Source organism: Streptomyces sp. NPDC048192 (genome assembly GCF_043202415.1).
GTDB lineage: Bacteria > Actinomycetota > Actinomycetes > Streptomycetales > Streptomycetaceae > Streptomyces.
In genome coordinates this window covers 19,280-42,028 of the sequence record NZ_JBIDAL010000005.1, presented here as the reverse complement: position 1 = coordinate 42,028, position 22,749 = coordinate 19,280, and the positions used below count along the sequence as shown (strand labels likewise).

Below are 22,749 nucleotides of genomic sequence, written 5' to 3'. Positions count from 1 at the left end.
CCTCGGGTCAGGGGTGCTCGATCCGGCACAGGCAGAACGGATGCCCGGCCGGGTCGGCGTACACCTGGAAGTCCTTCTTCTCGCGGTCTTCGAGGTCCAGCGGCCGGGCGCCGAGCGCGAGCACCCGCTCATGGGCCGCGTCGACGTCCGCCCAGGTGGGGCCCGCGTCGAAGTCCAGGTGGAACTGCTGGCCGTTGCGGTCGGCGCGCGGCCACTCCGGCGGGGTGTGCCCCTCGGCCCGCTGGAAGGCCAGCCGCGGGCCGTCCGGCACCTCCAGCACGACCCAGTCGTCGTCCTCCGCCCGGGGGGTGCCCCCGGCCACCGCGGCGTAGAAGGCGGCCAGCGCGTGCGGATCGGGGCAGTCGAGGACGACGGAACGGAACCGGGCGACGGACGACGTCATGGAATCCTCCTTCGGGAAGCGCTCAGCAGGCGCACAGGCAGAACGGGTGCCCGGCCGGGTCGGCGTACACACGGAACGTGCGCTCGCGATCGTCGGCGTCCAGCGGCTTCGCGCCCAGCTCCAGCACCCCCTTCTCGGCCGCGTCCAGGTCCTCCACCACCAGGTCCAGGTGGAAGTGCTGCGAGTGGTCGGCGGCGGGCCAGCGCGGCGGCACGTACCCCGGCGCCTCCTGGAAGGCCAGCGCCGGTCCGCCGGGCACCTTCAGGTCCACCCACTCGCCGCTGTCGTCGGAGTTCGCCTCCACCGTGCCGCCCAGCACCGCGGCGTAGAAGCCGGCCAGCGCACGGGGATCGGGACAGTCCAGCACCACGACACCGAGCTTGGCGAGAGCCATGACTACCTCCTCGGGTTACCTCTGAAGACGGGTAACCGGTAACGGTTACTGCATGCTCCCCCATGGGAGGTAACGTCGCAAGCATGAGCGAGAGATCGGCCGCCCCTGGAGCGCTCGGGCTGGTGGAGTCCCTGGTCAACACCCTGGACCTGGAGACCGGCGCCGACGCGCTCGACACGGCCGACGGGCGCGCCCGCTTCGGCGTCCCCGAGGACGCTCTGGCCGCGGCGCTGGACCTGCGCGAGTCGCTGCGGGCCGCGCTGCTGGCGCACGCCGGGCACCGGCCGCACCGCGCGGTGACCCCGCTCGGCGAACTGCTGGCCCGCGCCCCGCTGTACGTCAGCGTCGACCCCGAGGACGGCTCGGCCGCGCTCGCCCCCGCCCCGGACGCGCCGCTGCTCGACCGGGTCGCCGCCGCCGTGGCCGAGGGGGTGGCTCAGGGCACCTGGATGCGGCTGAAGGCCTGCGAGGCCGCCGACTGCCACTGGGCGTACTACGACCGCAGCCCCGCCGGGCGGGGCCGCTGGTGCTCGATGCAGGTGTGCGGGGCGCGCGCGAAGATGCGCCGCTACCGGGCGAAGCGGCCCTGACCCACAGGGTCTTGGTGCAGAATGCGGACAGACGCCGGTTCGGCCGACTGAGCCTCGGCCGAACCGGCGTCGCCGTACGCCGTGAGTCCGTTACGCCGTGAATCCGTTACGCCGAGCGCCCGCGCCGTCGCACGCGCGTCAGGCCGTCGGGCGGCCCATCGCCCGGTACGTCCAGCCCGCCCGGCGCCACAGCTCCGGGTCGAGCGCGTTGCGGCCGTCCAGGATCACCCGGGCCGTCGCGACCTCGCCGAGCGCCGCCGGGTCCAGCTCGCGGAACTCCCGCCACTCGGTCAGGTGCAGGACGACGTCCGCCGAGCGCACCGCCTCCAGCGCGGAGCCGGCGTACCCGAGCGTCGGGAAGACCCTGCGGGCGTTGTCCATGCCCTTCGGGTCGTACACCGTGACCTGGCCGCCCTGCAGATGGATCTGCCCGGCCACGTTCAGCGCGGGCGAGTCGCGGACGTCGTCCGAGTCGGGCTTGAACGTGGCGCCGAGCACCGCGACCCGCTTGCCGAGGAACGAGCCCCCGCCGAGCGCCTCGCGGGTCATCTCCACCATCTGGCCGCGCCGGCGCATGTTGATGGAGTCGATCTCGCGCAGGAACGTCAGCGCCTGGTCCGCGCCCAGCTCACCGGCGCGCGCCATGAACGCCCGGATGTCCTTCGGCAGGCAGCCGCCGCCGAAACCGATCCCGGCGCGCAGGAACTTCTTCCCGATCCGGTCGTCGTACCCGATGGCCTCCGCCAGCTTCGCCACGTCACCGCCCGCGGCCTCGCACACCTCCGCCATCGCGTTGATGAAGGAGATCTTCGTGGCGAGGAAGGAGTTCGCGGCCGTCTTCACCAGCTCGGCGGTCGGGAAGTCGGTGACGACGAACGGCGTGCCCTCGCCGAGCGGGGTCGCGTACACCTCCCGCAGCAGCTTCTCGGCGCGTTCGCTGCGCACGCCGGCCACGATCCGGTCCGGGTGCAGGGTGTCGTGCACGGCGAAGCCCTCGCGCAGGAACTCCGGGTTCCAGGCCAGTTCGGCGTCGCCGCCCGCCGGGGCGTGCGCGGCGAGGTAGTCCGCCAGCCGGTCCGCCGTGCCCACCGGCACCGTCGACTTGCCGACGACCAGGGCCGGGCCGCGCAGATGCGGGGCGAGGGAGGCGATCGCGGAGTCGACGTACGACATGTCGGCCGCGTAGTCCCCGTGCCGCTGCGGGGTGTTGACGCACACGAAGTGCACATCGCCGAAGGCGCCGGCCTCGGCCCAGTCGGTGGTGAACCGCAGCCGCCCGGTCGACCCGTCGAAGCCCGCCACATGCCGGCGCAGCAGCTCCTCGAGCCCCGGCTCGTACATCGGGGTCTCGCCGCGCTCCAGCAGGGCGATCTTCTCCGGTACGACGTCGAGTCCCAGCACCTCGAAGCCGAGCTCGGCCATGGCCGCGGCGTGCGTGGCGCCGAGGTAGCCGGTGCCGATCACGGTGATCTTCAGGCTCATGGATGTGCTCCAGCTCGGGTACGTCGGGGCTGCGGCCCCTGAGCATAGTCGGGCCGCTCGGCGGGCAATTTCCCCGCTGTCGTGTAGGTCACGTAGGCGTCCTCCGGGCGGCCCTCTAAAATTTGAGTTACTTAACGGTAATTAGCGTCAGTATCACTGCGTCTTTGGAGCGTGAGTCCGTGGCCGGATCGGCTGACTTCGACCTGTACCGCCCGTCCGAGGAGCACGACATGCTCCGGGACGCCGTCCGCTCCCTGGTCGAGGCGAAGATCGCGCCGTACGCCGCGGCGGTGGACGAGGAGGCCCGCTTCCCGCAGGAGGCCCTCGACGCCCTGGTCGCCAACGACCTGCACGCCGTGCACGTCCCCGAGGAGTACGGCGGCGCCGGCGCCGACGCGCTCGCCACGGTCATCGTGATCGAGGAGGTGGCCCACGCCTGCGTCTCCTCCTCCCTCATCCCCGCGGTGAACAAGCTCGGCTCGCTCCCGGTGATCCTCTCCGGCTCCGAGGAGCTGAAGAAGAAGTACCTGGCCCCGCTGGCCAAGGGCGACGCGATGTTCTCGTACTGCCTCTCCGAGCCGGAGGCGGGCTCCGACGCGGGCGGCATGAAGACCAAGGCGGTCCGCGACGGCGACCACTGGGTCCTCAACGGCGTCAAGCGCTGGATCACCAACGCGGGCGTCTCCGAGTACTACACCGTCATGGCGGTGACCGACCCGGCCAAGCGCACCAAGGGCATCTCCGCCTTCGTCGTCGAGAAGTCCGACGAGGGCGTCTCCTTCGGCGCCCCCGAGAAGAAGCTCGGCATCAAGGGCTCCCCGACCCGCGAGGTCTACTTCGACAACGTGCGCATACCCGCCGACCGCATGATCGGCGAGGAGGGCACCGGCTTCGCGACCGCGATGAAGACCCTGGACCACACCCGCATCACCATCGCCGCCCAGGCGCTGGGCTGCGCGCAGGGCGCCTTCGACTACGCCAAGGGCTACGTCCAGGAGCGCAAGCAGTTCGGCAAGCCGATCGCCGACTTCCAGGGCATCCAGTTCATGCTCGCCGACATGTCGATGAAGATCTCCGCGGCCCGCGCCCTCACCTACCAGGCGGCCGCCGCCTCCGAGCGCGGCGACGCCGACCTCACCTACCTGGGCGCCGCCGCCAAGTGCTTCGCCTCGGACGTGGCGATGGAGGTCACCACGGACGCCGTCCAGCTCCTCGGCGGCTACGGCTACACCCGCGACTACCCGGTGGAGCGCATGATGCGCGACGCGAAGATCACCCAGATCTACGAGGGCACCAACCAGGTCCAGCGGATCGTCATGGCCCGCAACCTGCCGTAGCGGCACGGTGGTTGACCGCCGGTGAAGGGCGCCCTGCGGGGCGCCCTTCGTCGCTCGTCCGGGGCACCTTACGACCGGTCGGTCACATGCGCGCGGGGCCGGGCCGTCGTAGGACGGAAGCACACGGGGTCCGCCCCGGGCCCCCGGGTTCCCAGGAGGAGCCATGACCCAGTCCCAGATGATGCCGGCCCTGACGCAGCAGATGCAGGACTGCATCGAGGCCTGCATGAACTGCCACAGCATGTGCGAGGAGACCATGAGCTCCTGCATGCAGAAGGGCGGCCAGCAGCAGATGCAGGTCATGCGGGCGCTGATGGACTGCTCCGAGATGACCCGCATGTGCGCCGACATGATGATGCGGCGCTCGCCCATGTCCGCCGAGATGTGCACGATGTGCGCCAAGGTGTGCGAGATGTGCGCCGAGGCGTGTATGACCATGCCCGACGACCAGCAGATGATGCGCTGCGCGGAGGCGTGTCGCCGCTGCGCGGAGACCTGCCGGGCGATGGCGGGGGCCGGTATGTGAGCCCTCGCGGGCGAACAGGTCGAGGGCGCCCGCGGGGACGCCCTCGACAGTCTTGCCGCTCTCGGTGTCAGGAGCCGGAGACGGTGACCTTCTGGTCGTTGTTCAGCTCGTTCACCAGGGTCTTGACCTTCGCCTTGTCCCAGACCAGGTTGCCGCCGACGGAGCCGGAGATCGGCATGTTCATGGACGTGCCGCCGCCGCCCTGGACGCCCTTCATGGCCCAGAACATCGAGGCCAGGTCCCACAGGGACATGTCCTTGTCGACGATCAGGGAGTCCAGGCCCGCTCCCATGGTCGGGTAGAGCTTGAACGGGTTGAGGACCGTGGACGGGGTGGCCACCTGGTGGGCGAGGGCCGACAGGAACTTCTGCTGGTTCTTGGTGCGCTGCAGGTCGGAGGCGGCGAACGCGTGCCGGGTGCGGACGAAGGCGAGGGCCTGCGCGCCGTTCAGCTTCTGCTTGCCGGCCTTGAAGTCGGCGCCCGAGTAGGAGTCCTTGAAGCCCTTGTCGATGTCGATGGTGACACCGCCGACGGCGTCCACGATGTTGGCGAAGCCCTGGAAGCCGATCTCCACGTAGTGGTCGATGTGCAGCCCGGTGTTGGCCTCGATCGTGCGGACCAGCAGCGTCGGGCCGTCCTCGGCGTAGGTGGCGTTGAGCTTCGCGTGCCGGCCCTGCGCCGGGTAGACCTTCCCGGAGGTCGAGCCCTTGTACGACGGGACGACGACGTCCGAGTCGCGCGGCAGCGATACCAGCGTGTCGCCGTTGTCGCCGACGTGCAGGATCATCATCGAGTCCGTGCGCTTGCCCTCGGCGCCCCCGGTGTGCAGCTTCTTCTCGTCCGCCTTGGACATGCCCTCACGGCTGTCCGAGCCGACGATCAGGTAGTTCGTGCCGGAGCCGGACGCCGGCCGGTCGATGACCTTGGACAGGTCGACCTCGCGGCGCAGCTTGGAGTCGGCCCAGAAGTAGGTGCCGACGGAGGTGACGACCAGCACGGTCGCCAGCGTGATCACGGTCCACTTGATGCGGCGCCGCCAGTTCGGGCGCGGCCGGTACCGGTCCAGCTCCGGGTCCGGGTCGTTGTCGTTCGGCACGAAGCCGCCGCCGCGCCGCCCGCCGCCGTACACCTGCCCGGTGTTGTAGCCGCTGTCGTAACCGGCGCCGTCGCCGTAGCCCTGGCCGTCGACATAGGACGGCTGCTGCGGGACGCCGGCGGCCCCGTACGGCGGCGCCGCCGGGCCGGGGTCGCCGTAGGAGCGCTGACCGGGCGGTACCGCCGGGCCGCGCCGCACCTGACGCATCACGCGGGCGCCCTCCGGCTGTGCGCCGGCACTGCCGCGTCCGTAGCGCGGGCCGCGGTTGTCGTCGGACCATCCCTCGGGCCAGTCATTCATGCGCCCCAGTGTGCAGGGCGCCGGTATGAGGCGTACAAGGGCTGTCGGAAAATCACAGCGGCGCTGTTGCGAAGCCGACACAAATTCCGCGATTGCCGCTTCGGCATAAGGTGGAGGGCATGACAGACCAGGCCACGGACGTGGAACGGGACACGGAGCCGGACATCCCGGGCAAGCCGACGTCCGCCTCGCGCACCACCCTCAGCCACATCATGACCCACAACGACACCAACCTGCTGGGCACGGTGCACGGCGGTGTGATCATGAAGCTGGTCGACGACGCGGCGGGCGCCGTGGCCGGCCGGCACTCCGGCGGTCCGGCCGTCACCGCGTCCATGGACGAGATGGTCTTCCTGGAGCCGGTGCGCGTCGGCGACCTGGTCCATGTGAAGGCGCAGGTGAACTGGACCGGCCGGACCTCCATGGAGGTCGGCGTGCGGGTCCTCGCCGAGCGCTGGAACGAGTCGACCCCGGCCACCCAGGTCGGCTCGGCCTACCTGGTCTTCGCCGCCGTCGACGCCGACGGCAAGCCGCGCCGGGTGCCGCCGGTGATCCCGGAGACCGACCGGGACCGCCGCCGCTACCAGGAGGCCCAGATCCGCCGCACCCACCGCCTGGCCCGCCGCCGCGCCATCCGCGAGCTGCGCGAGAAGCGGGCGGCGGAGGGTTTCGACGACTGACCGGGCGCGCCCAGTGGGCCAGGGCCTGTCTGACCATTCGCGTCGTTGCCCGAAGGGCGGCCGCGCGCCCGCTGCGAAGCAGCTGATGCATGCCGTAGGTGCGTGCTCTGGGGTTCCCCCGGCCGAAGGCTGGGGGAGTGCCGCTGGTGCGGCGAGAGTGCGTGCATGGCGTCGCGCGGCAGACGGGCATTGTCAGAAGGGCCCTAGGCTAGGCGCCGGCGCAGGTCACCTCGTTGCCCCGGACGGCCGCCTGCTGGGGCTGGGCGGGGTCCTCGAAGCGCACCTTGCGCACGTCCTTGAAGTCGGCGCCCGCGGTCACCTTCAGCAGCGGCCCCTGGCCCGGTACGGCGCGCAGCTGGGCGCCGGGGAGGGCGGTGGCCAGCGCGCGGGCGGAGCGGTCCCAGCGGGGGTCGTAGGAGATCACCGTGTGCGGCACATGGGCGGGGGCGGTCACCGGCTGACGGGTGGTGGCGAAGCCGGCCGCCGCGAGGGCGGCGTCGACGCGTTTGGCGAGCCCCATCGTGGCGGTGCCGTTCGCCACCTGGACCTGGATCTGCCGCGGGTCCACCTCGACCGGCGCCGGAGGCTGCGCGCGGCCCTGCGGGGGATGCGCGGGCGGCGGCGCGGTGAGCGGCTTGTCGTCGCGCAGGGCCGCGAACAGCCGGCTCGCCTTGGCCTGGTCCCACTTCAGGGTCGAGCCGATGCCCTTGACGGCGTAGTTCATCTGCCCGATGGGCACGGTGGTGAACTCGGACGACGAAGGGGAGAAGTCCCGCATGGCGCGGCCGAGGTCGAGCAGCTCGTCGGTGCCGAAGCCCTCGTCGGCGCGGACCGAGCCGAGCACCGCCCGGGTCACGTCCCGGAACCGCATCGGGTTCAGCAGCACCCCGGAGGAGGTGGCCCGCTCGATCAGCGCGGCCAGGAACCGCTGCTGCCGCCGCATCCGGCCCAGGTCGCTGGTGGCGTCGACGTGCCGGGCCCGCACGTACTGCAGGGCCTGCCCCCCGTTGAGGGTGTGCCGGCCCGGGGAGAGATCGAGCCCGCTGTAGGAGTCCTTCAGCGGCGTCGTCGTACAGACGCTGACCCCGCCGAGGACGTCCACGGTCCTCATGAAGCTGGTGAAGTCGACCTCCAGATAGTGGTCGATCTTCAGATGGGTCATGCTCTCGACCGTGCGGACGGTCAGCTGGGGGCCGCCCTCGGAGTAGGCCGCGTTCAGCCTGATGGGGTGCGCCGGGTGCTGTCTGCGGGTGGCCGGGTCGGTGCTCGCGGGCACCTCGGCGTAGGAGTCGCGCGGCAGGCTCACCACGGTGGCCCGGTCCCGGTTCTCCGAGACGTGCACGATCATCATCGTGTCGGTGCAGTGGCAGGGCGCCCCGCCCAGCCGGTACCGCCGCCGCTCCTGCTCGGTGATCTTGTCCCGGCCGTCGGTGCCGACCAGCAGGATGTTCATGCCGTGGCCCGCCTGCGGCCGGTTCTTCATGTCCTTGAAGGCGTCGACCCGGGCGATCCCCGCGTCCAGGCTGCTGATCACCGCGTGCCCGATCCCGGCCGAGGCGAGCACCACGACCGACAGCGTGCTCACCGCCCGCATGGCCCAGCGGGGCCGCCGGGGCGGCCGTACGGACCGCACCGGCCGCTCGGGCGGGCGCGGCACACGGTGGGGCTGCTGCGGTCGGCGCGGACGCGCGGGGGACCGGGGCGGGCTGGCCAAGGGGGACACCTCCGGACGACGCCGTACGTGGGATCCGTGAGCACGGTAGGCCGATACGATCTCCAGCCCGGCCCTTGGCCCCGGCGGCGCGCACCGGTGTCCCCCGTTCGCGGTAACGTGAGGCCCCTATGAACGCCAAGCCCGACGTGCGACACCCCGCAGTTTCCGTGATCATGCCCGTCCTCAACGAGGAACGGCATCTGCGCGGGGCCGTCCAAGCGATCCTCGCGCAGGAGTACGCCGGCGAGATGGAGGTCGTGATCGCCCTCGGTCCGTCCACGGACCGCACGGACGAGATCGCGGCCCAGCTCGTGGCGGAAGACGCGCGCGTGCACACCGTCCCCAACCCGACCGGCCGGACGCCCGCGGCGCTGAACGCGGCGATCAAGGCCTCCCGGCACCCGATCGTGGTCCGCGTCGACGGCCACGGCATGCTCTCGCCGAACTACATCGCGACCGCTGTGCGGCTGCTGGAGGAGACCGGCGCGCAGAACGTCGGCGGCATCATGCACGCCGAGGGCGAGAACGACTGGGAGCGCGCGGTCGCCGCCGCGATGACCTCGCGGATCGGCGTCGGCAACGCGGCCTTCCACACCGGCGGCGAGGCCGGGCCCGCCGAGACCGTCTACCTCGGCGTCTTCCGCCGCGAGGCCCTGGAGCGGCAGGGCGGTTACAACGAGGAGTTCATCCGCGCCCAGGACTGGGAGCTGAACTTCCGGATCCGGGAGGCGGGCGGGCTGATCTGGTTCTCGCCGGAGCTGAAGGTGTCGTACCGGCCGCGGCCGAGCGTGCGGGCGCTGGCCAAGCAGTACAAGGACTACGGCCGCTGGCGGCACGTCGTGGCCCGCTACCACTCGGGCTCCATCAACCTGCGCTACCTGGCACCGCCGACGGCGGTGTGCGCGATAGCGGCCGGGATCGTGGCCGGCGCGGCGCTCACCCCGTGGGCCTTCCTCGTCCCCGGCGGCTATCTGGCGGCGATCGCCGCGGGCTCGCTCCCGGCGGGCCGGGGCCTGCCGCCGAAGGCCCGGCTGCAGATCCCGGTGGCCCTGGCCACCATGCACATGTCCTGGGGCTGGGGCTTCCTGACCAGCCCGCGGTCGCTGGCGAAGAAAGTCATCGCGTCGCGGCGGCCGGCGGTGGTCGGCGCCCGCTGATCCGGCGGGGCCCCGTCGCCGGGGCCCCGGTGCCGGTCACCACCGATAGGGCTTGTACACGTCCATGCACGTGCTGGTGTCCGCACCGTTGATGGCGTCAGAGCCGTGGGGCACGTCACCGGCCTTCGGCTCGGACGGCTTGGGATAGCTCGCGCCGCTGCGCCAGTCCGCGCCCACGACCACCGTGACTCCCGAGACGTCGGTGGACTGCTTCACCGCGCTGAGCGGGATGCCGAGGGCCGTCGCCACGGCCTGGGCGTCACCCTGCAGGTCCGCGCTCGGGTACTGCACGACCGTGCTCCGCTCCGAAAACGTCCCCGAGGTGTCGGCGGCCGCCCGTGTGTACCCCTTCTGCGCCAGCACCTGGCTGACGTCGTTCGCCCGGCCGCCGACCGGCGCCTGCGTGGAGGTCCGGGTGGCGTTGCGCACCAGCACCCCCAGCCGCCCCGGGTCCGTGGAGGGCGACTTGGTCGCCGGGGTCTTGCTCGCCGCCTGCTTCGTGGCCGACGGCTTGCCGTTCTTGTCGAACGGCACGTCGTCGCGGAGCATCTGCCACACTCTGTCGGCGTTGGCCTCGTCGGGCACGACGTGCTCGCTGTTCTGCGAGTCCTTGACGTTCGGCATCGTCATCGACGTGATGCGGTTCGTCGGCACCGACTTCAGTTCCATGGCCAGGTCGTACAGCTTCTTGACCGTGCCGATCTCCTGGGAGACCTGGAGCGACTTGGTGGCCGCCTCGGCCAGGTCCATCAGCCGCCCGCTGTCCGTGAAGACGTTCTGGTGCTTCAGGGTGCGGACCATCGAGTTGAGGTACATGTGCTGGGCGCGGGCCCGCAGAGGATCGCTGCCCCAGGCGTGCCGCGTGCGCAGCCACTGCAGGGCCTGCTCGCCGTAGACCTTGTGGGTTCCGGCCCTCAGCTTCAGCCCGGAGCCGCCGGGTTGGGCCGGCGTCGGGTGGTCCCACACGTTCTGCTTCACACAGACCTCGACGCCTCCGATGGCGTCAGCCATGTTCACCACACCTGCGAAGTCGATCATCATCCAGTGGTCGATGTAGACCCCGGTGAGGTTCTCCCAGGTGGCCAGCGTGCAGCCGGCCCCGCCCCGGGCCAGGGTGGTGTTGATGATGTCGTCGGTCTCCGGGTACGTCTTGCCGGTCTTGGGGTCCGTGCACTTGGGGATGTGCACGCGGGTGTCCCGGGGGATGCTCACCATGGCGGCGCTCCTGCGGTCCGCGGACACGTGGATGAGCATCTGTACGTCGGCGAGCGGGGGAGCACCGACGCTGCTCTTGCTGCCGCCGAGCTTCAGATCCTCTGCGGAGTTCCGGCTGTCGGAGCCGATCAGCAGGATGTTCACCGGCCTCTGTCCGGCCGCGTTCGCCGGAGTCCTGTACGCCTTGGAGTCGTCGGCGCTGCTGCGCTCACCCTTGCGGATGTTGGCGTTCAGATGCTGGTAGTACAGATAACCGGCACATGCAGTGCCGAATATCACCACCGACAGCACGGTCGCAGACCAGCGCAGCGCGCGCCGTCTGCGCCGCGGCCGCTCGGCGTCGGAGCCGCCTCTGCGCCGCCCTCCGCCGTGCCGGCCGGACCCTGCCGGCGTCGCCGGGTACCGCGGTGCGGGCGGCGTTCTGTCGCCGACCGCAGGATCCTGCCCCCGTACATCACTCTGCGCCAATCGTCCTGCCCTCCCCTACCCGTGCCCATGAAACAGGGCCTCCCCACGACCGGTTAGACGCACGACAGGCCCGCGGGGTTACCTACGAGGCGCACTGCACCTTGTCCGCCGTGGATTTCGCGACGTCCGGCGCCTTCGACGGCGGAGTGAGTGAGACCCCGGCGCCCTTGAAGTCCTTGCCCAGGGTCAGCGTCATCGCGGGCAGCCCCTGGGAGTTGGTCACGCTCTTGCCGGGCTTGAGCGCCGAGCCGGGCAGGCCCATGAGGTGGGCCAGCTCCCGTGCCTGCGCCGCCTGGTCGGGGGCGTACTCCAGCGTGGTCTTGCTCAGCTGCGCCGGCGCGTTGCCCGCGTTCTCCGACTTCAGCACGCCCTCCTGGTTCTGCAGCCAGTCGAGGGTCTCCTGCGCGCTGCCCGGCTGGGCGCCGCCGTTGAGGATCCGCACCCGCACGTCGGAGGGCGCGGACCTGCTCCCCTTCAGGCGCGCGGCCTGCGCGTCCTTCGCCGCCTTCTGCTTCTTCTTCACCTCGGTGAAGGAGATGTCGTTCCTGATCGCCTCGAAGACCTGCGGGGCCAGCGCCGGATCGAGGAGCACCGTCTTGTGGACGGTACCGTCCGCCGGGTTGTCCTTGACCGGCACGGTCGTGAAGGTCAGGTTCTTGAGATTGAGCTTGCCCAGTTCGAGCCCCAGGTCCTTGAGCTTGCCGATGCTGTCCAGCTTGTCGTCCACGGTGAGGGCCTTGGTGCCCGCCTCCGCGAGGTTCAGCATCTTCGTGGGGCTGCTCAGGGTGGAGTTGCCCTTCAGCTTGCGCATCAGCGCGCTCAGGAACTGCTGTTGCAGCCCGATCCGGCTCAGGTCGCCGCCGAAGCCCACCGAGTGCCGGGTCCGCACGAACGCCAGTGCCTGCTCACCCCGGATCGTGTGCATGCCCTTGGACAGTTTCAGATGCGAGTCCGGGTCGTCGATGTCCTTGCCGAGGCAGACCTCGACGCCACCCACCACATCCGTCAGCGTCTTCACCGCATTGAAGTCGGCGACCATGAAGTCGTCGGGTTTGATCCCGGTCAGTTCGGTCACGGTCCGCATGGTGCAGCTCGGGGTACGGCCGTCCTGTCCCAGGCTGGTGTTGAAACGCACGTTCTGGGTGCCCGCGATGACCTTCTCGGTGCCGTCGGCCTGCTTGGTCGGGCAGTCCGGGACGTTCGTGATGAGGTCGCGCGGAATGCTCAGCGCGGTGGCGTTGGACCGGTCCTTGGAGACGTGCAGCAGGATGGTGGTGTCGGCGTGCCCGACACTGCCCGGGTCGCCGTAGCCCTCGTTGCCCTTGCCGGTGCGCTTGTCGGTGCCGATCAGCAGGATGTTGATCGCCTCGTCCTTGCGGAAGCCACCGGTGCCCGCCCCGTCGTCCGACACGGACGTGATGTTGTCGTTCAGGTGCTTGATGTACAGATAGCCGGCGGCGCCGATGGCGACCAGCACGAACGCCGTGCCGCCGGCCGTCCATGCCAAGGCCTTCTTGGCCTTCGACTTCTTCTTCACCGGCCGTCGGGCGGCCCTGCGCCCCTGCGGGGTCTCCGGTTCGCCGCCCCGGCGCCGGGCCGACCGCGGCGGGGGTACGTCACCGCCGCGCACCGGGCGCGCTCCGTCGGGTGCCGAGTCGTTACGGCGGGGCGGTGCGCCGGCCTCCTCCCGGGCGGCCGGTCTGCGGGGACCGGGAACCGGTGACTGCGTTGCGGAAGGGCTCAGTCGCAGTTCGTATTCGCCGGTGTTCGGATTGAGCACCCACTGGTCTGCGGGGTCGATGTCGTCCGCCCGCCCACGGCCTTGCGCGTCCACGGTTGTCCGAATCCTCCGTCGGGAACGCGGCGCCTTCCCCCTCAAAGGCGCTCGGGTCTCGGTGAAACAGTGCACGACCCCAGGACGGACCTCGCGGCCGGGTGCACCGGATCGCTCACACTATCCGCCCAGTTCAGCGTCCAGCGACGCCGGTGACAAATTCCGCGTGCCTACACCTGGGCAATCCGGCTCATTTTCATGGACGCGCGTGCGGTGTTCCGCCGTGCGGATCACGCGCAGGTGCGTTCGGCGGCCGTGTTCCCGCGGAACGTCGGCGTGGGGGAGGGGGCACGGCCGGCGGCCGGGCTGCCGCCCTTCCCGTCCGTCTCCGCGGCCGGCTTCGGCGCCCGCGGGGCCACCGCCACGGGCTGGTCCGCGCGCAGCCGGCCGAACAGCTTCTGCGCCTCCGGCTCCACGAGTTGGTCACGGTTGGCGTCGTAGACGTACGACTCCCGCGGCACGGTCAGGAACTGCACCCGTTCGATGGGGATGTCGCGCAGCCCACGCACCAGTTGGTACATGCCGCGCAGACTCGCCAGCGCCGGATCGGTGGTCAGCGAGGAGGTCGCCGCGTCCAGCACCGGATACAGCTTCGCCGGGTTCAGCAGCACGTGGTTGCTCTGCATCTTGTTCACGAGCGCCGCGAGGAACCGCTGCTGGCGTTCCATCCGCTCGGTGTCGCTGCCGTCGCCGACCGACTTGCGGGCCCGCACGTACCCGAGCGCCTGCTCCCCGTCGAGCGTGACCTTGCCCGCGGGCAGTTTCAGCAGGGCCGCCTTGTCGTCCATGGGCTCCTTCAGGCACACCTGCACGCCGTCGACGGCGTCGACCATCTCCTTGAACCCGCTGAAGTCCACGACCACGTGATGGTCGACCCGAATGCCCGTCAGCTTCTCGACAGTGCGGATCGTGCACGCCGAACCGCCGACCTGGAAGGCGTGGTTGAACATGGCGAACACCGGCCGGCTGCGGCTGCCGTCCTTCTGCCGGCAGCCGGGTATGTCCACCATCAGGTCCCTCGGCAGGGACACGGCGGTGGCGCTGCGCCGGTTCGCCGCCAGATGCAGCAGGATCGTCGTGTCCGACCGCTCGCTGCCCAGATCCCGCCCGTACGCGCCGTTGCCGCTCCCGGCGCGGGTGTCCGACCCGATCAGCAGGATGTTCTGCGCGCCCCGCACCAGCTCGGTGGGCCGCTCCTGCTCGTACCGCTGCAGTTCGCGGGCGGCCGCGTCATCGGCGGTGATGTTGTCGCTGAGCCGGGCGTACACCGCCCAGCCGCCCGCGACGCCCGCCACGGCCAGCGCGGCCAGCCCGAGCGCCGCCCCCCGCGCCCACCGCCGGCGGCGCCGCCGCACCAGCCCGTGGCCGGTGGCCGAGGCCCCCGCACCGGGACCGAGGGCCTTGCCTGCGCTGTCGGCCACGGCCGGGGCACCCCCTTGAGGCGTACGAGCGTCGCGTCCTGCTCTTACGACCATGGCGGGGGACTGGGCCGGCAGCGCCTTCAGCTACTCCGACCGGGGGAACCGTGCCTGCCCGGAGCGCCGGGGACAGGTCCCGTCAGCGGCGCACCGACGTGACCCGCTCGCTGTCGACGCGCTTGGCGAGGGCCTCCTCACCGAGCAGCTCCAGATGCCGGCAGAGCACCACGGACCCCCCGACGGCCAGCGGCGACAGCAGTCCGGCGCTGACCCCCTCCCAGGTGTCGTACGGCAGCCCCGACAGCAGCCTCGATCCGGGCCCCGTCAGATCGAGCGACGGCGCGTCCGCGAGCGCCCGCTCGACGACCTCGGTCCCGCTGAACCCGGCCCCGGCGACGATCAGCGCGGGCTCCTCGGGGTCCACGGGGGCGAACGGCACGAACCGGTCCCCCTGCCCCGGCACCTCCACGGCGTAGTCCACGAAGCCCTCGGGGGTCTGCGGGAACCGCCCGCCCAGCGGCCGCAGCGCCAGCGCCACCCGCTCCCCCCGGCAGGCTCGCGCCGCGTCCAGCGCGTCCGGCCCGCTGACGACGACGTCCGCGGCCGCCGGGTCCCCGCCCAGGTCCGCCACCGCGCCCACCGAGGAGCAGGCCAGCAGCCACACGGCCGTCTGCCAGTGCGCGGGCAGCAGCAGCGCCACCCGGTCACCGGGTCCGGCGGACAGGTCGCCCTGGAGGAGGTTGGCGGTCTTGGCCACCCAGTTGGCGAAGGTGGCCACGGACAGTTCGACGCGTTCGCCCGTGGCGTCGTCGTAGAAGGTCACCAGCGGGCGGCCGGGGTCCGCGGCGAGCGCGGAAGCCAGCAGGTCGGCGGGGGTGCGATCGGTGGCGTTCACCCGGGACAGGGTACGCGCGGACCGGTGCGGGGCGCGGCGGGACCACCGGTACGGCGCAGCGGCTCCCGACACTCCGTCAGTTCGCCGCAGCACCTCCCTGTTGGGCATTTTGTACGACTATATCCAAGATCATCGCCATGCGTGGATTCCTCACTTCGACCACCGGCGTCCCGGCGTTCGCCGTGTCCTCGATCGGGGTCGCCTGCGCCGCGGCCCTCGCGGTTCCGCTGCTCACCCTCCCCGCGCCTGCCGTCCCCGCCCGCCCCGCGCAGCCCGGCGCCCCGGGCGGCACCCGCTCGCTGCCCCTCGTCCCCCTCTCCCGGGAGCGCCTGCGCGGCACCGCCCCGGTGCAGGGCCTGGTCCGGGCGGGCGGTGAGCACTTCTCGCTGGTCGGGGTCGTCTGGGACGATCCGGACGCCGCACTGCACGGCCGGGTCCAGGTGCGGACCCGGTCGGCGCGGACGGGGCGGTGGTCAGGCTGGCAGGACGTCGACACCCACAACGCCGACCACGGCCCCGACCCGGGCACGGCGGAACGGGACACCCGCCGGGTGCGGGGCGCGACCGCGCCGCTGTGGGTGGGCGACTCGGACGGCGTGGACGTCCGCGTGCGCGCGGTCGGTGCGGGTGGCGCCCGCCGGGGTGGCACGGATGCGCGGGGCGGTCGTACGGCCGTACCGGATCCCCCGCGGCCCGCGTTGCCCGCCGGACTGCGTTGCCCGCCGGACTGCGTCTGGAGCTGGTCGACCCCGGCGAGACGCCGCCGCCCGAGGGCGGGCCGGCCGACGCGCCCGGCGCCGGGCGGCTCTCGGAGGCGGCGCGCGCGTCATCGGCCGCCGACACCGACACCGCCCCCTTCGGCGCCACCCGGATCCCGGAGCTGGACAGGGCGGCGACCGAGCGCGAACTCGCCCGTCTGCAGGGGCCGTCGCGGGGGACGCCGTGCATCGGGCCGCGTCCGGCGATCGTGACGCGTCTCGGCTGGGGCGCCGACGAGTCACTGCGCGAAGCCGGGTTCGGCTACACGAAGAAGGCCGAGGCGGCCTTCGTGCACCACACCGCCTCGGGCGACGACTACACCTGCGCCGAGGCCCCCTCCGTCATCCGCGGTATCCAGCGCTACCACGTCAAGAGCATGGGCTGGCGGGACATCGGCTACAACTTCCTCGTCGACAAGTGCGGAACCATCTACGAGGGCCGCGCCGGCGGTGTGGCGAAGGCGGTCCTCGGCGCGCACACCTCGGGCTTCAACAGCAGCAGCACGGGCATCGCCGTGATCGGCAGTTACGGCACGGCGAAGCCGCCCCGCGCCGCGGTGACGGCCCTCGCCCGGCTCGTCGCGTGGAAGCTCGGGCTCTCCGGCGCCGACCCGCGCGGCACGACATATCTCACGTCGGGCGGTGGCAACCTCTACCCGAAAGGTAAGAAGGTACGACTGAACGTGATCTCCGGCCATCGGGACGGGTTCGCCACCGACTGCCCCGGCGCGTCGCTTTACGCCAGGCTCGGTGCGGCCCGTTCCGGCGCGGCGCGCTACCAGGGGCGCTGAGCCGGCCGGGGGTGCTCGTCCGGTGCCGTCGTCGGGGGCTCGCCGCACTCACACCGTTCTCTCACCGATCTCGGGGGAAACCGGGTGGTTGTCACGGATGCCGCCGCTACGGTCTGCATACACTGACCGGCCGAAACGAGTGAAACGAGTAGTTCGGCCGGTCCCGGCAGGAAGCAGAGACGACAGGTGACAGAAGCGATCCTCCTGGTCGGCGGCAAAGGCACCCGGCTGCGACCGCTCACGGTGCACACGCCCAAGCCCATGGTCCCGGCCGCCGGGGTGCCGTTCCTCACGCACCAGCTGGCGCGCGCCAAAGCCGCCGGCGTGGACCACATCGTCCTCGCCACCAGCTATCTGGCCGAGGTGTTCGAGCCGTACTTCGGCGACGGCTCCTCCCTGGGGCTGCACATCGAGTACGTGACGGAGGAGGAACCCCTCGGCACGGGCGGCGCCATCCGCAACGTCGCCTCGCGTCTGCACTCCGGGCCCGACGAGCCGGTGCTGATCTTCAACGGCGACATCCTGACGGGCCTGGACATCAGGGCGCTGGTGGACACGCACGAGCGCGTGGGCGCGGACGTGTCGCTGCACCTCACCAAGGTCACGGACCCGCGCGCCTACGGTCTGGTCCCCACGGACGAGACCGGCCGTGTCCTCGCCTTCCTGGAGAAGCCGCAGACGCCGGAGGAGATCGTCACCGACCAGATCAACGCGGGGGCCTACGTCTTCCGCCGCTCGGTGATCGACACCATCCCGCTGGGCCGGCCGGTGTCGGTGGAACGCGAGACGTTCCCCGGCCTGCTGTCGGCCGGCGCCCACCTCCAGGGCATGGTCGACTCCACCTACTGGCTGGACCTGGGCACCCCCGCGGCCTTCGTCCGGGGCTCCGCGGACCTGGTGCTGGGCCGCGCCCCGTCCCCGGCCGTCCCCGGCCGCTGCGGCGACCGCCTGATCCTGCCCACGGCCACGGTGGCGCCGGACGCCAAGCTGACGGGCGGCACGGTGGTCGGCGAGGGCGCGTTCGTGGCCGAGGGCGCGCGGGTGTCCGGCTCCACGATCCTGCCGGGCGCGGTCATCGAGCCCGGGGCCGTCATCACCGACTCCCTCATCGGCACGAGGGCCCGCGTCGGCGAACGCACCGTCCTCACCGGCACGGTCATCGGCGACGGCGCGGTCGTCGGCGCCGACAACGAACTCCGCGAGGGCGTGCGGGTCTGGTGCGACGCCCACATCCCGGCGGGCGCGGTCCGCTTCTCGTCGGACCAGTGACCACATCGCTCCCCGGGACCCGGCCTGCACGGGGGCTGCCGCCTCCGTGCAGGGCTCATCCCGCGAGCGACGACTCCCGCAGCCGAAACGCCGGCCCGCGCCCGCGCCTTCACAGCAGCCCGATGTCCACCCGAGGCATCTTCGGCGCCCGCCGGGCCGGGGCCAGCCCGCTCAGCAGGATCAACCGGACCGCCCGGTGCCGCTGCCCGGCATAGGGCTCCAGCAACCGCAGCATCACCTCGTCGTCGGCGTCCCGGTCCCCCGCGAGAGCCCACCCCACGATCCCCGGCAGATGCAGGTCACCCACGGTCACCGCGTCCGCCGCCCCATGGCTGCGCTGCACGACCTCCGCCGACGTCCACGGCCCCACCCCGGGCACGACCTCCAGCCGCGCCCGCGCCTCGGCCGCCGGCATCCCCACCGCCTGCTCCAGCCGCGCGGCGACCCGCACGGCCCGCAGAACCGTCGACGCCCGCTTGTCGTCGACCCCGGCCCGATGCCACTCCCAGGACGGGATCAACGCCCAGGTCCGCGGCGCCGGCATCACGAACATCGGCCGCTCGGACGCCCCCGCGGGCCCCGGCGCCGGCTCCCCGAACCGCCGTACCAGCAGCCGCCACGCCCGGTACGCCTCGTCGGTCGTCACCTTCTGCTCCAGCACCGACGGGATCAGGGACTCCAGCACCAGCCCGGTCCGCGTCAGCCGCAGCCCCGGCCGCCGGTGCCGCGCCAGCGCCACCACCCGGTGCCGGGGCACGAACGCCTCCGGCTCGTCGGCCGCGCCGAGCCACTCGGGCAACCGGTCCAGCAGCCACTCCGCCCCCGGCCCCCACGCCTCGCCGAGCACCTCACCGCGGTACGCCCGCACCCGCAGCGTGCCCGGCCCGGCGGGCGTGCGGCAGGCCCGCCACACCGATCCGTCGGCGGTCGCCCGGAAGGTGGGGTCGGCGGGCCCGCGCCGCAGCGGTCCGAGCACCAGCCCGAGGTCGAGCGGCCCGTCCGGCACCCACCGCCGTACCCGCGGCGGCGCCGAAGCCTGCCGCGGTATCCCGGCCGCGGCGCCCGTGGGCACGCCGGCATGGCCCCCGCGCACGGTCGTACGCGTGGGGCGCTGAGCGAAACGTCCTGCCACGAAGGGGTCCTGTGGGGTCTCGGAGGAGCCGGTGCCGCCGGTGCCGTCCCTATGAGACTAGGCGCTCACGGGGGAGCGGGTGGCCGGGCTCACCGCACCTCGACGAACGCCGCCGCGTCCCGCTCCGGTCGCGGTCTCGGCTCCTCGGCCGGATGCCCGACCGCCACCGCGCCCATGGGAACCCAGTCCGCGGGCAGTTCCAGCACCTCGCGCACCACGTCCCGGCAGAACATCGTGGACGACACCCACGCCGAGCCCAGCCGCTCCCCGGCCAGCGCGACCAGCAGGTTCTGCACGCCGGCGCCCATCGCGACGACGAACATCTCCCGCTCGGCGCCGTCCCGCCGCGCGTCCCCGTAGTGGTGCGAGCCGTCCATGGCGAGGCACGGCACGATCAGATACGGCGCACGGCGCAGCACGTCGCCGCGCCGGACCCGCTTCGCGATGGACTCCTCGCTCTTGCCGTCCCGGCGCAGGTCGGCGATCCACGCCTCCCGCATGGCGTCCAGCAGCCGGGTCCGGGACTCCGCCGACTCCAGCAGCACGAACCGCCAGGGAGTGGTGTGGTGCGGGGCGGGCGCGGTGACCGCCGCGGCCACCGCGCGCCGTATCGCGCCGGGGTCCACGGGCTCGTCGGTGAACGCCCGCACCGTACGCCGCTGGGTCACCGCCTCGCGGACCGCCTCCGACGTGCCGAGGCGGAACATGTCGTCCCGCGCGGTCCGCAGCAGCGCCCGTGCGCCCTCTCCGTCCCCGGCGGCCAGCAGCTGCGGCAGGCCGCGCACCACGGCGACGGGCCGCCCGGCCGCCTTGCCCTTCACCAGGTCGCCCGCGGCGGCCAGTTCGTCCGCCGTGGCGACGACGGTCGCGCTCAGCGGATTGCCGTACGCGTCCGTGCCGCCGCGCAGGTCGTCCAGCACGCGCACTCCGGCCGCGCCGATCGCCACGTCCGTGAGCCCCGCGCGCCAGGGCCGTCCGAAGGTGTCGGTGACGAGCACGCCCACGTCGACGCCGAGGGCCGCGCGCAGGCCGTCGCGGATCGCGCGCGCGGACGCGTCCGGGTCCTCGGGCAGCAACAGCACCGTCCCGGCGGGGGTGTTGGAGGCGTCGACCCCGGCGGCGGCCATGACCAGGCCCTGCCGGTTCTCCACGATGCGCAGCGCGCCGCGCCGGGCCACGACCCGGACGGTCTCGGCGTCGATGGCCGCCTCCCGGTCGGCCGCCCGTACGATCCGCCCCTCCGCCTTGGAGACGATCTTGGAGGTGACGAGCAGCACGTCCCCGTCGGCCAGTCCCGGCTCGGCGGCGGCGATCAGCTTGGCGAGATCGTCCCCGGCCCGCACCTCGGGAATCCCCTCCACCGCCCAGACCCGGAACCCGGCGCACTCACCGGGCCCCGGCCCGGACGCCCCCACGGCGGTCGTCCCCGCGCCGGGCACCGCGGCATCCGGCGCCTCCCGGCCGGCCGTCGCCGTGGCCGTCCCGGAGCCGGCTGCCGCCACTTCAGCGTCCGCGCCGGAAGCCGCCGCGCTCACGCTCCCCGCACCTCCTCGGCCAGTGCCAGGGCCTCCCGCGCCATCTGCGCGGCCGCCTCGACGTCGGTCATCATCAGCGGTACGGCCCGGCAGCGGATGCCGTCCGCCTCGATCCGCTCGACCGCGGCCGCGTCCACGGTGTCGACCAGCCAGCCGTCCAGCAGTCCGGAGCCGTAGTGCTCGGCGACCGCGGCGGCCGTGGACTCCACGCCGATCGCGGCGAGCACCTTGTCGGCCATGCCGCGCACCGGTGCGTCCCCGACGATGGGAGACAGGCCGATCACGGGCACGCCCGCGTCCGCGATGGCCTCCCGGACGCCGGGCACGGCGAGGATGGTGCCGATGGACACGACCGGGTTGGACGGCGGGAAGAGGATGACGTCCGCCTCGGCGATGGCCTCCAGCACACCGGGCGCCGGCTTGGCCTGCTCGGCGCCCACCGGGACCACGGCCTCGGCGGGGACGGAGGCCCGCAGCCGTACCCAGTACTCCTGGAAATGGACCGCCTTGCGCTCGCCGTCGACCTCGACGGCCACGTGCGTCTCCACGCGGTCGTCGGTCATCGGGATCAGCTTCACACCCGGCTTCCAGCGGTCGCACAGCGCCTCGGTGACGGCGCTGAGCGGATAGCCCGCGCCGAGCATCTGCGTGCGCACGATGTGCGTGGCGAAGTCCCGGTCGCCGAGGCCGAACCAGTCCGGCCCGACTCCGTAGGCCGCCAGCTCCTCCTTCAGATGGAACGTCTCGTCCTGCCGCCCCCAGCCCTGTTCCTCGTTGATGCCGCCGCCCAGCGTGTACATCACCGTGTCCAGGTCCGGGCAGACCTTCAGCCCGAAGAGGTGGATGTCGTCGCCGGTGTTGCCGATCACCGTGACGTCCGCGTCCGGCACGGCCCGCTTCAGGCCGCGCAGGAACCGGGCACCACCGATGCCGCCTGCCAGAACCACAATGCGCATGGCCCCAAGTCTTGCAGGCGGGTACGACAACGCGTCAGGCGGTCACCGGACGAGCCTCGCAGTGCGGGGCCGTGTGCATCGGCATCGCGGTCAGGCCCGGGTGGTACACGTGCAGGCTGACCGCGGGCTCCAGGGCGTCGTTGACGACCTCGTGGACGTACCCCGGCGCGAACACCCGCTGCGCGCCCGCCGCCAACGCGCGCGTGGCACGTTCGGTGCGCTCGGTGAGGATGCCCTCCAGGACGGTGAGGACGCCGGAGGAGCGGCCGTGGTCGTGCAGCCCGCTGCCCTGCCCCGGCACCCAGGACAGCAGCCACACCTCGTATCCGGGTCCGGTGCGCAGCCGGTGGTACCAGCGGGTGGTCGCGTCGTAGCGGACGAGGTGGGCCCACTGGGAGCGGTCGGCGGCGATCGAGCGGGCGAGCCCGGCGAACTCGGCCACGGTCACCGGGTGCTCGCGCGGCGGCTGGAGCAGGTGCGGGACCTCGAGGATGTCGCCGGCGATCTGGAGGTCGTTGTCGCTGTTCATGGGGGGTGCCTGGTTCCTCGGTGCAAGAAGGTCGGAGGGAACGCGCGCCGGGCCCGGGACGGCTCGGCGGACAGCTGGAGCGGGTACGGCTCAACAGCTGGAGCAGCGACAACAGCTACAGCGGCACAGGGCAGCACCGAGGGACCCGGCGGTGCGGGTCGAGGTGGGTGCCGAGTGCGCGAGCATGCCCACTAGGACATCGGTTCACACCTGAGCTGTCAACTTCGGGCCCGCCATGTGGGACAGGTTTCACCTCTTCCGGTTCATCTG

General features: G+C 72.3%; 19 protein-coding genes and 1 pseudogene. 7 read left to right on the top strand and 13 right to left on the bottom strand.

Features of this window, described 5'->3' with window-relative positions:
* Positions 1–7: 7 nt before the first annotated feature.
* Together ACGFZN_RS10980 and ACGFZN_RS10975 are read right to left on the bottom strand one after the other, a co-directional pair.
* A complete protein-coding gene (locus ACGFZN_RS10980; protein ID WP_393858151.1) occupies positions 8–403 on the bottom strand; it encodes a VOC family protein in 396 nt (131 codons plus the stop codon).
* Between the two features lie 22 nt (positions 404–425).
* Entirely contained in the window at positions 426–797 is a 372-nt protein-coding gene (locus ACGFZN_RS10975; RefSeq protein ID WP_393858150.1) for a VOC family protein, read from the bottom strand.
* An 83-nt stretch (positions 798–880) separates the two neighbouring features.
* On the opposite strand from ACGFZN_RS10975, the gene ACGFZN_RS10970 reads away from it, so the two are divergent.
* Positions 881–1,387 carry a CGNR zinc finger domain-containing protein gene (locus ACGFZN_RS10970; protein WP_393858149.1) on the top strand — a complete coding sequence of 169 codons (507 nt, stop codon included), beginning with the start codon at positions 881–883 and terminating at the stop codon, positions 1,385–1,387.
* Between the two features lie 138 nt (positions 1,388–1,525).
* Here the strand turns inward: ACGFZN_RS10970 and ACGFZN_RS10965 are convergent, their stop codons facing one another.
* Positions 1,526–2,869, bottom strand: coding sequence for a UDP-glucose dehydrogenase family protein (locus tag ACGFZN_RS10965; protein WP_393858148.1), 1,344 nt, complete (start codon positions 2,867–2,869; stop codon positions 1,526–1,528).
* 179 nt (positions 2,870–3,048) lie between these two features.
* Here ACGFZN_RS10965 and ACGFZN_RS10960 point away from each other — a divergent pair, with 179 nt between their 5' ends.
* Together ACGFZN_RS10960 and ACGFZN_RS10955 are read left to right on the top strand one after the other, a co-directional pair.
* Positions 3,049–4,206: an acyl-CoA dehydrogenase family protein gene (locus tag ACGFZN_RS10960; RefSeq protein ID WP_393858147.1), complete on the top strand. Its 1,158-nt coding sequence runs from the start codon at positions 3,049–3,051 to the stop codon at positions 4,204–4,206.
* A gap of 163 nt (positions 4,207–4,369) precedes the next feature.
* Positions 4,370–4,732 (top strand): four-helix bundle copper-binding protein, encoded by a 363-nt coding sequence (locus ACGFZN_RS10955; protein WP_393858146.1) that lies wholly within the window; start codon positions 4,370–4,372, stop codon positions 4,730–4,732.
* Positions 4,733–4,799: 67 nt separating this feature from the next.
* On the opposite strand, the gene ACGFZN_RS10950 is transcribed toward ACGFZN_RS10955, so the two are convergent.
* Positions 4,800–6,128 (bottom strand): LCP family protein, encoded by a 1,329-nt coding sequence (locus ACGFZN_RS10950; protein WP_393858145.1) that lies wholly within the window; start codon positions 6,126–6,128, stop codon positions 4,800–4,802.
* A 119-nt stretch (positions 6,129–6,247) separates the two neighbouring features.
* On the opposite strand from ACGFZN_RS10950, the gene ACGFZN_RS10945 reads away from it, so the two are divergent.
* Positions 6,248–6,808: an acyl-CoA thioesterase gene (locus tag ACGFZN_RS10945; protein WP_393858144.1), complete on the top strand. Its 561-nt coding sequence runs from the start codon at positions 6,248–6,250 to the stop codon at positions 6,806–6,808.
* A 208-nt stretch (positions 6,809–7,016) separates the two neighbouring features.
* Here ACGFZN_RS10945 and ACGFZN_RS10940 read toward each other — a convergent pair whose 3' ends face one another.
* Positions 7,017–8,402, bottom strand: a complete 1,386-nt coding sequence (locus ACGFZN_RS10940) for an LCP family protein (protein WP_393858563.1) — start codon at positions 8,400–8,402, stop codon at positions 7,017–7,019.
* A gap of 248 nt (positions 8,403–8,650) precedes the next feature.
* Here ACGFZN_RS10940 and ACGFZN_RS10935 point away from each other — a divergent pair, with 248 nt between their 5' ends.
* Positions 8,651–9,679 carry a glycosyltransferase family 2 protein gene (locus ACGFZN_RS10935; RefSeq protein ID WP_393858143.1) on the top strand — a complete coding sequence of 343 codons (1,029 nt, stop codon included), beginning with the start codon at positions 8,651–8,653 and terminating at the stop codon, positions 9,677–9,679.
* Between the two features lie 36 nt (positions 9,680–9,715).
* On the opposite strand, the gene ACGFZN_RS10930 is transcribed toward ACGFZN_RS10935, so the two are convergent.
* From ACGFZN_RS10930 to ACGFZN_RS10915, 4 genes are all read right to left on the bottom strand, one after another.
* Complete coding sequence (locus ACGFZN_RS10930) at positions 9,716–11,362, bottom strand: LCP family protein (RefSeq protein WP_393858142.1); 1,647 nt, start codon at positions 11,360–11,362, stop codon at positions 9,716–9,718.
* A gap of 82 nt (positions 11,363–11,444) precedes the next feature.
* Positions 11,445–13,196, bottom strand: coding sequence for an LCP family protein (locus ACGFZN_RS10925; protein ID WP_393858141.1), 1,752 nt, complete (start codon positions 13,194–13,196; stop codon positions 11,445–11,447).
* A gap of 230 nt (positions 13,197–13,426) precedes the next feature.
* A complete protein-coding gene (locus tag ACGFZN_RS10920) occupies positions 13,427–14,617 on the bottom strand; it encodes an LCP family protein (RefSeq protein WP_393858140.1) in 1,191 nt (396 codons plus the stop codon).
* A gap of 136 nt (positions 14,618–14,753) precedes the next feature.
* Positions 14,754–15,509, bottom strand: coding sequence for a TIGR03089 family protein (locus ACGFZN_RS10915; RefSeq protein WP_393858139.1), 756 nt, complete (start codon positions 15,507–15,509; stop codon positions 14,754–14,756).
* 137 nt (positions 15,510–15,646) lie between these two features.
* Between ACGFZN_RS10915 and ACGFZN_RS10910 the strand changes: the two are divergent.
* Together ACGFZN_RS10910 and ACGFZN_RS10905 are read left to right on the top strand one after the other, a co-directional pair.
* Positions 15,647–17,058, top strand: a pseudogene (locus ACGFZN_RS10910) (peptidoglycan recognition protein).
* Positions 17,059–17,244: 186 nt separating this feature from the next.
* Positions 17,245–18,327, top strand: coding sequence for a sugar phosphate nucleotidyltransferase (locus ACGFZN_RS10905; RefSeq protein ID WP_393858138.1), 1,083 nt, complete (start codon positions 17,245–17,247; stop codon positions 18,325–18,327).
* A 109-nt stretch (positions 18,328–18,436) separates the two neighbouring features.
* Here ACGFZN_RS10905 and ACGFZN_RS10900 read toward each other — a convergent pair whose 3' ends face one another.
* The 4 genes from ACGFZN_RS10900 to ACGFZN_RS10885 form a co-directional block, all read right to left on the bottom strand.
* Positions 18,437–19,459: a DNA-3-methyladenine glycosylase family protein gene (locus ACGFZN_RS10900; protein ID WP_393858137.1), complete on the bottom strand. Its 1,023-nt coding sequence runs from the start codon at positions 19,457–19,459 to the stop codon at positions 18,437–18,439.
* A gap of 89 nt (positions 19,460–19,548) precedes the next feature.
* The gene (locus ACGFZN_RS10895) at positions 19,549–20,874 is read right to left on the bottom strand and encodes a coenzyme F420-0:L-glutamate ligase (protein ID WP_393858562.1); all 1,326 of its coding nucleotides are present in this window, start codon (positions 20,872–20,874) and stop codon (positions 19,549–19,551) included.
* A gap of 116 nt (positions 20,875–20,990) precedes the next feature.
* Positions 20,991–21,950: a 2-phospho-L-lactate transferase gene (gene cofD / locus ACGFZN_RS10890; protein WP_393858136.1), complete on the bottom strand. Its 960-nt coding sequence runs from the start codon at positions 21,948–21,950 to the stop codon at positions 20,991–20,993.
* A gap of 34 nt (positions 21,951–21,984) precedes the next feature.
* A complete protein-coding gene (locus tag ACGFZN_RS10885) occupies positions 21,985–22,479 on the bottom strand; it encodes a cysteine dioxygenase (RefSeq protein WP_393858135.1) in 495 nt (164 codons plus the stop codon).
* Positions 22,480–22,749: the final 270 nt, after the last annotated feature.

Coding starts and splice junctions, on each gene's coding strand:
- ACGFZN_RS10980 (WP_393858151.1), bottom strand. CDS start 403: ATGACGTCGTCCGTCGCCCGGTTCCGTTCCGTCGTCCTCGACTGCCCC.
- ACGFZN_RS10975 (WP_393858150.1), bottom strand. CDS start 797: ATGGCTCTCGCCAAGCTCGGTGTCGTGGTGCTGGACTGTCCCGATCCC.
- ACGFZN_RS10970 (WP_393858149.1), top strand. CDS start 881: ATGAGCGAGAGATCGGCCGCCCCTGGAGCGCTCGGGCTGGTGGAGTCC.
- ACGFZN_RS10965 (WP_393858148.1), bottom strand. CDS start 2,869: ATGAGCCTGAAGATCACCGTGATCGGCACCGGCTACCTCGGCGCCACG.
- ACGFZN_RS10955 (WP_393858146.1), top strand. CDS start 4,370: ATGACCCAGTCCCAGATGATGCCGGCCCTGACGCAGCAGATGCAGGAC.
- ACGFZN_RS10950 (WP_393858145.1), bottom strand. CDS start 6,128: ATGAATGACTGGCCCGAGGGATGGTCCGACGACAACCGCGGCCCGCGC.
- ACGFZN_RS10945 (WP_393858144.1), top strand. CDS start 6,248: ATGACAGACCAGGCCACGGACGTGGAACGGGACACGGAGCCGGACATC.
- ACGFZN_RS10940 (WP_393858563.1), bottom strand. CDS start 8,402: ATGCGGGCGGTGAGCACGCTGTCGGTCGTGGTGCTCGCCTCGGCCGGG.
- ACGFZN_RS10935 (WP_393858143.1), top strand. CDS start 8,651: ATGAACGCCAAGCCCGACGTGCGACACCCCGCAGTTTCCGTGATCATG.
- cofD (WP_393858136.1), bottom strand. CDS start 21,950: ATGCGCATTGTGGTTCTGGCAGGCGGCATCGGTGGTGCCCGGTTCCTG.
- ACGFZN_RS10885 (WP_393858135.1), bottom strand. CDS start 22,479: ATGAACAGCGACAACGACCTCCAGATCGCCGGCGACATCCTCGAGGTC.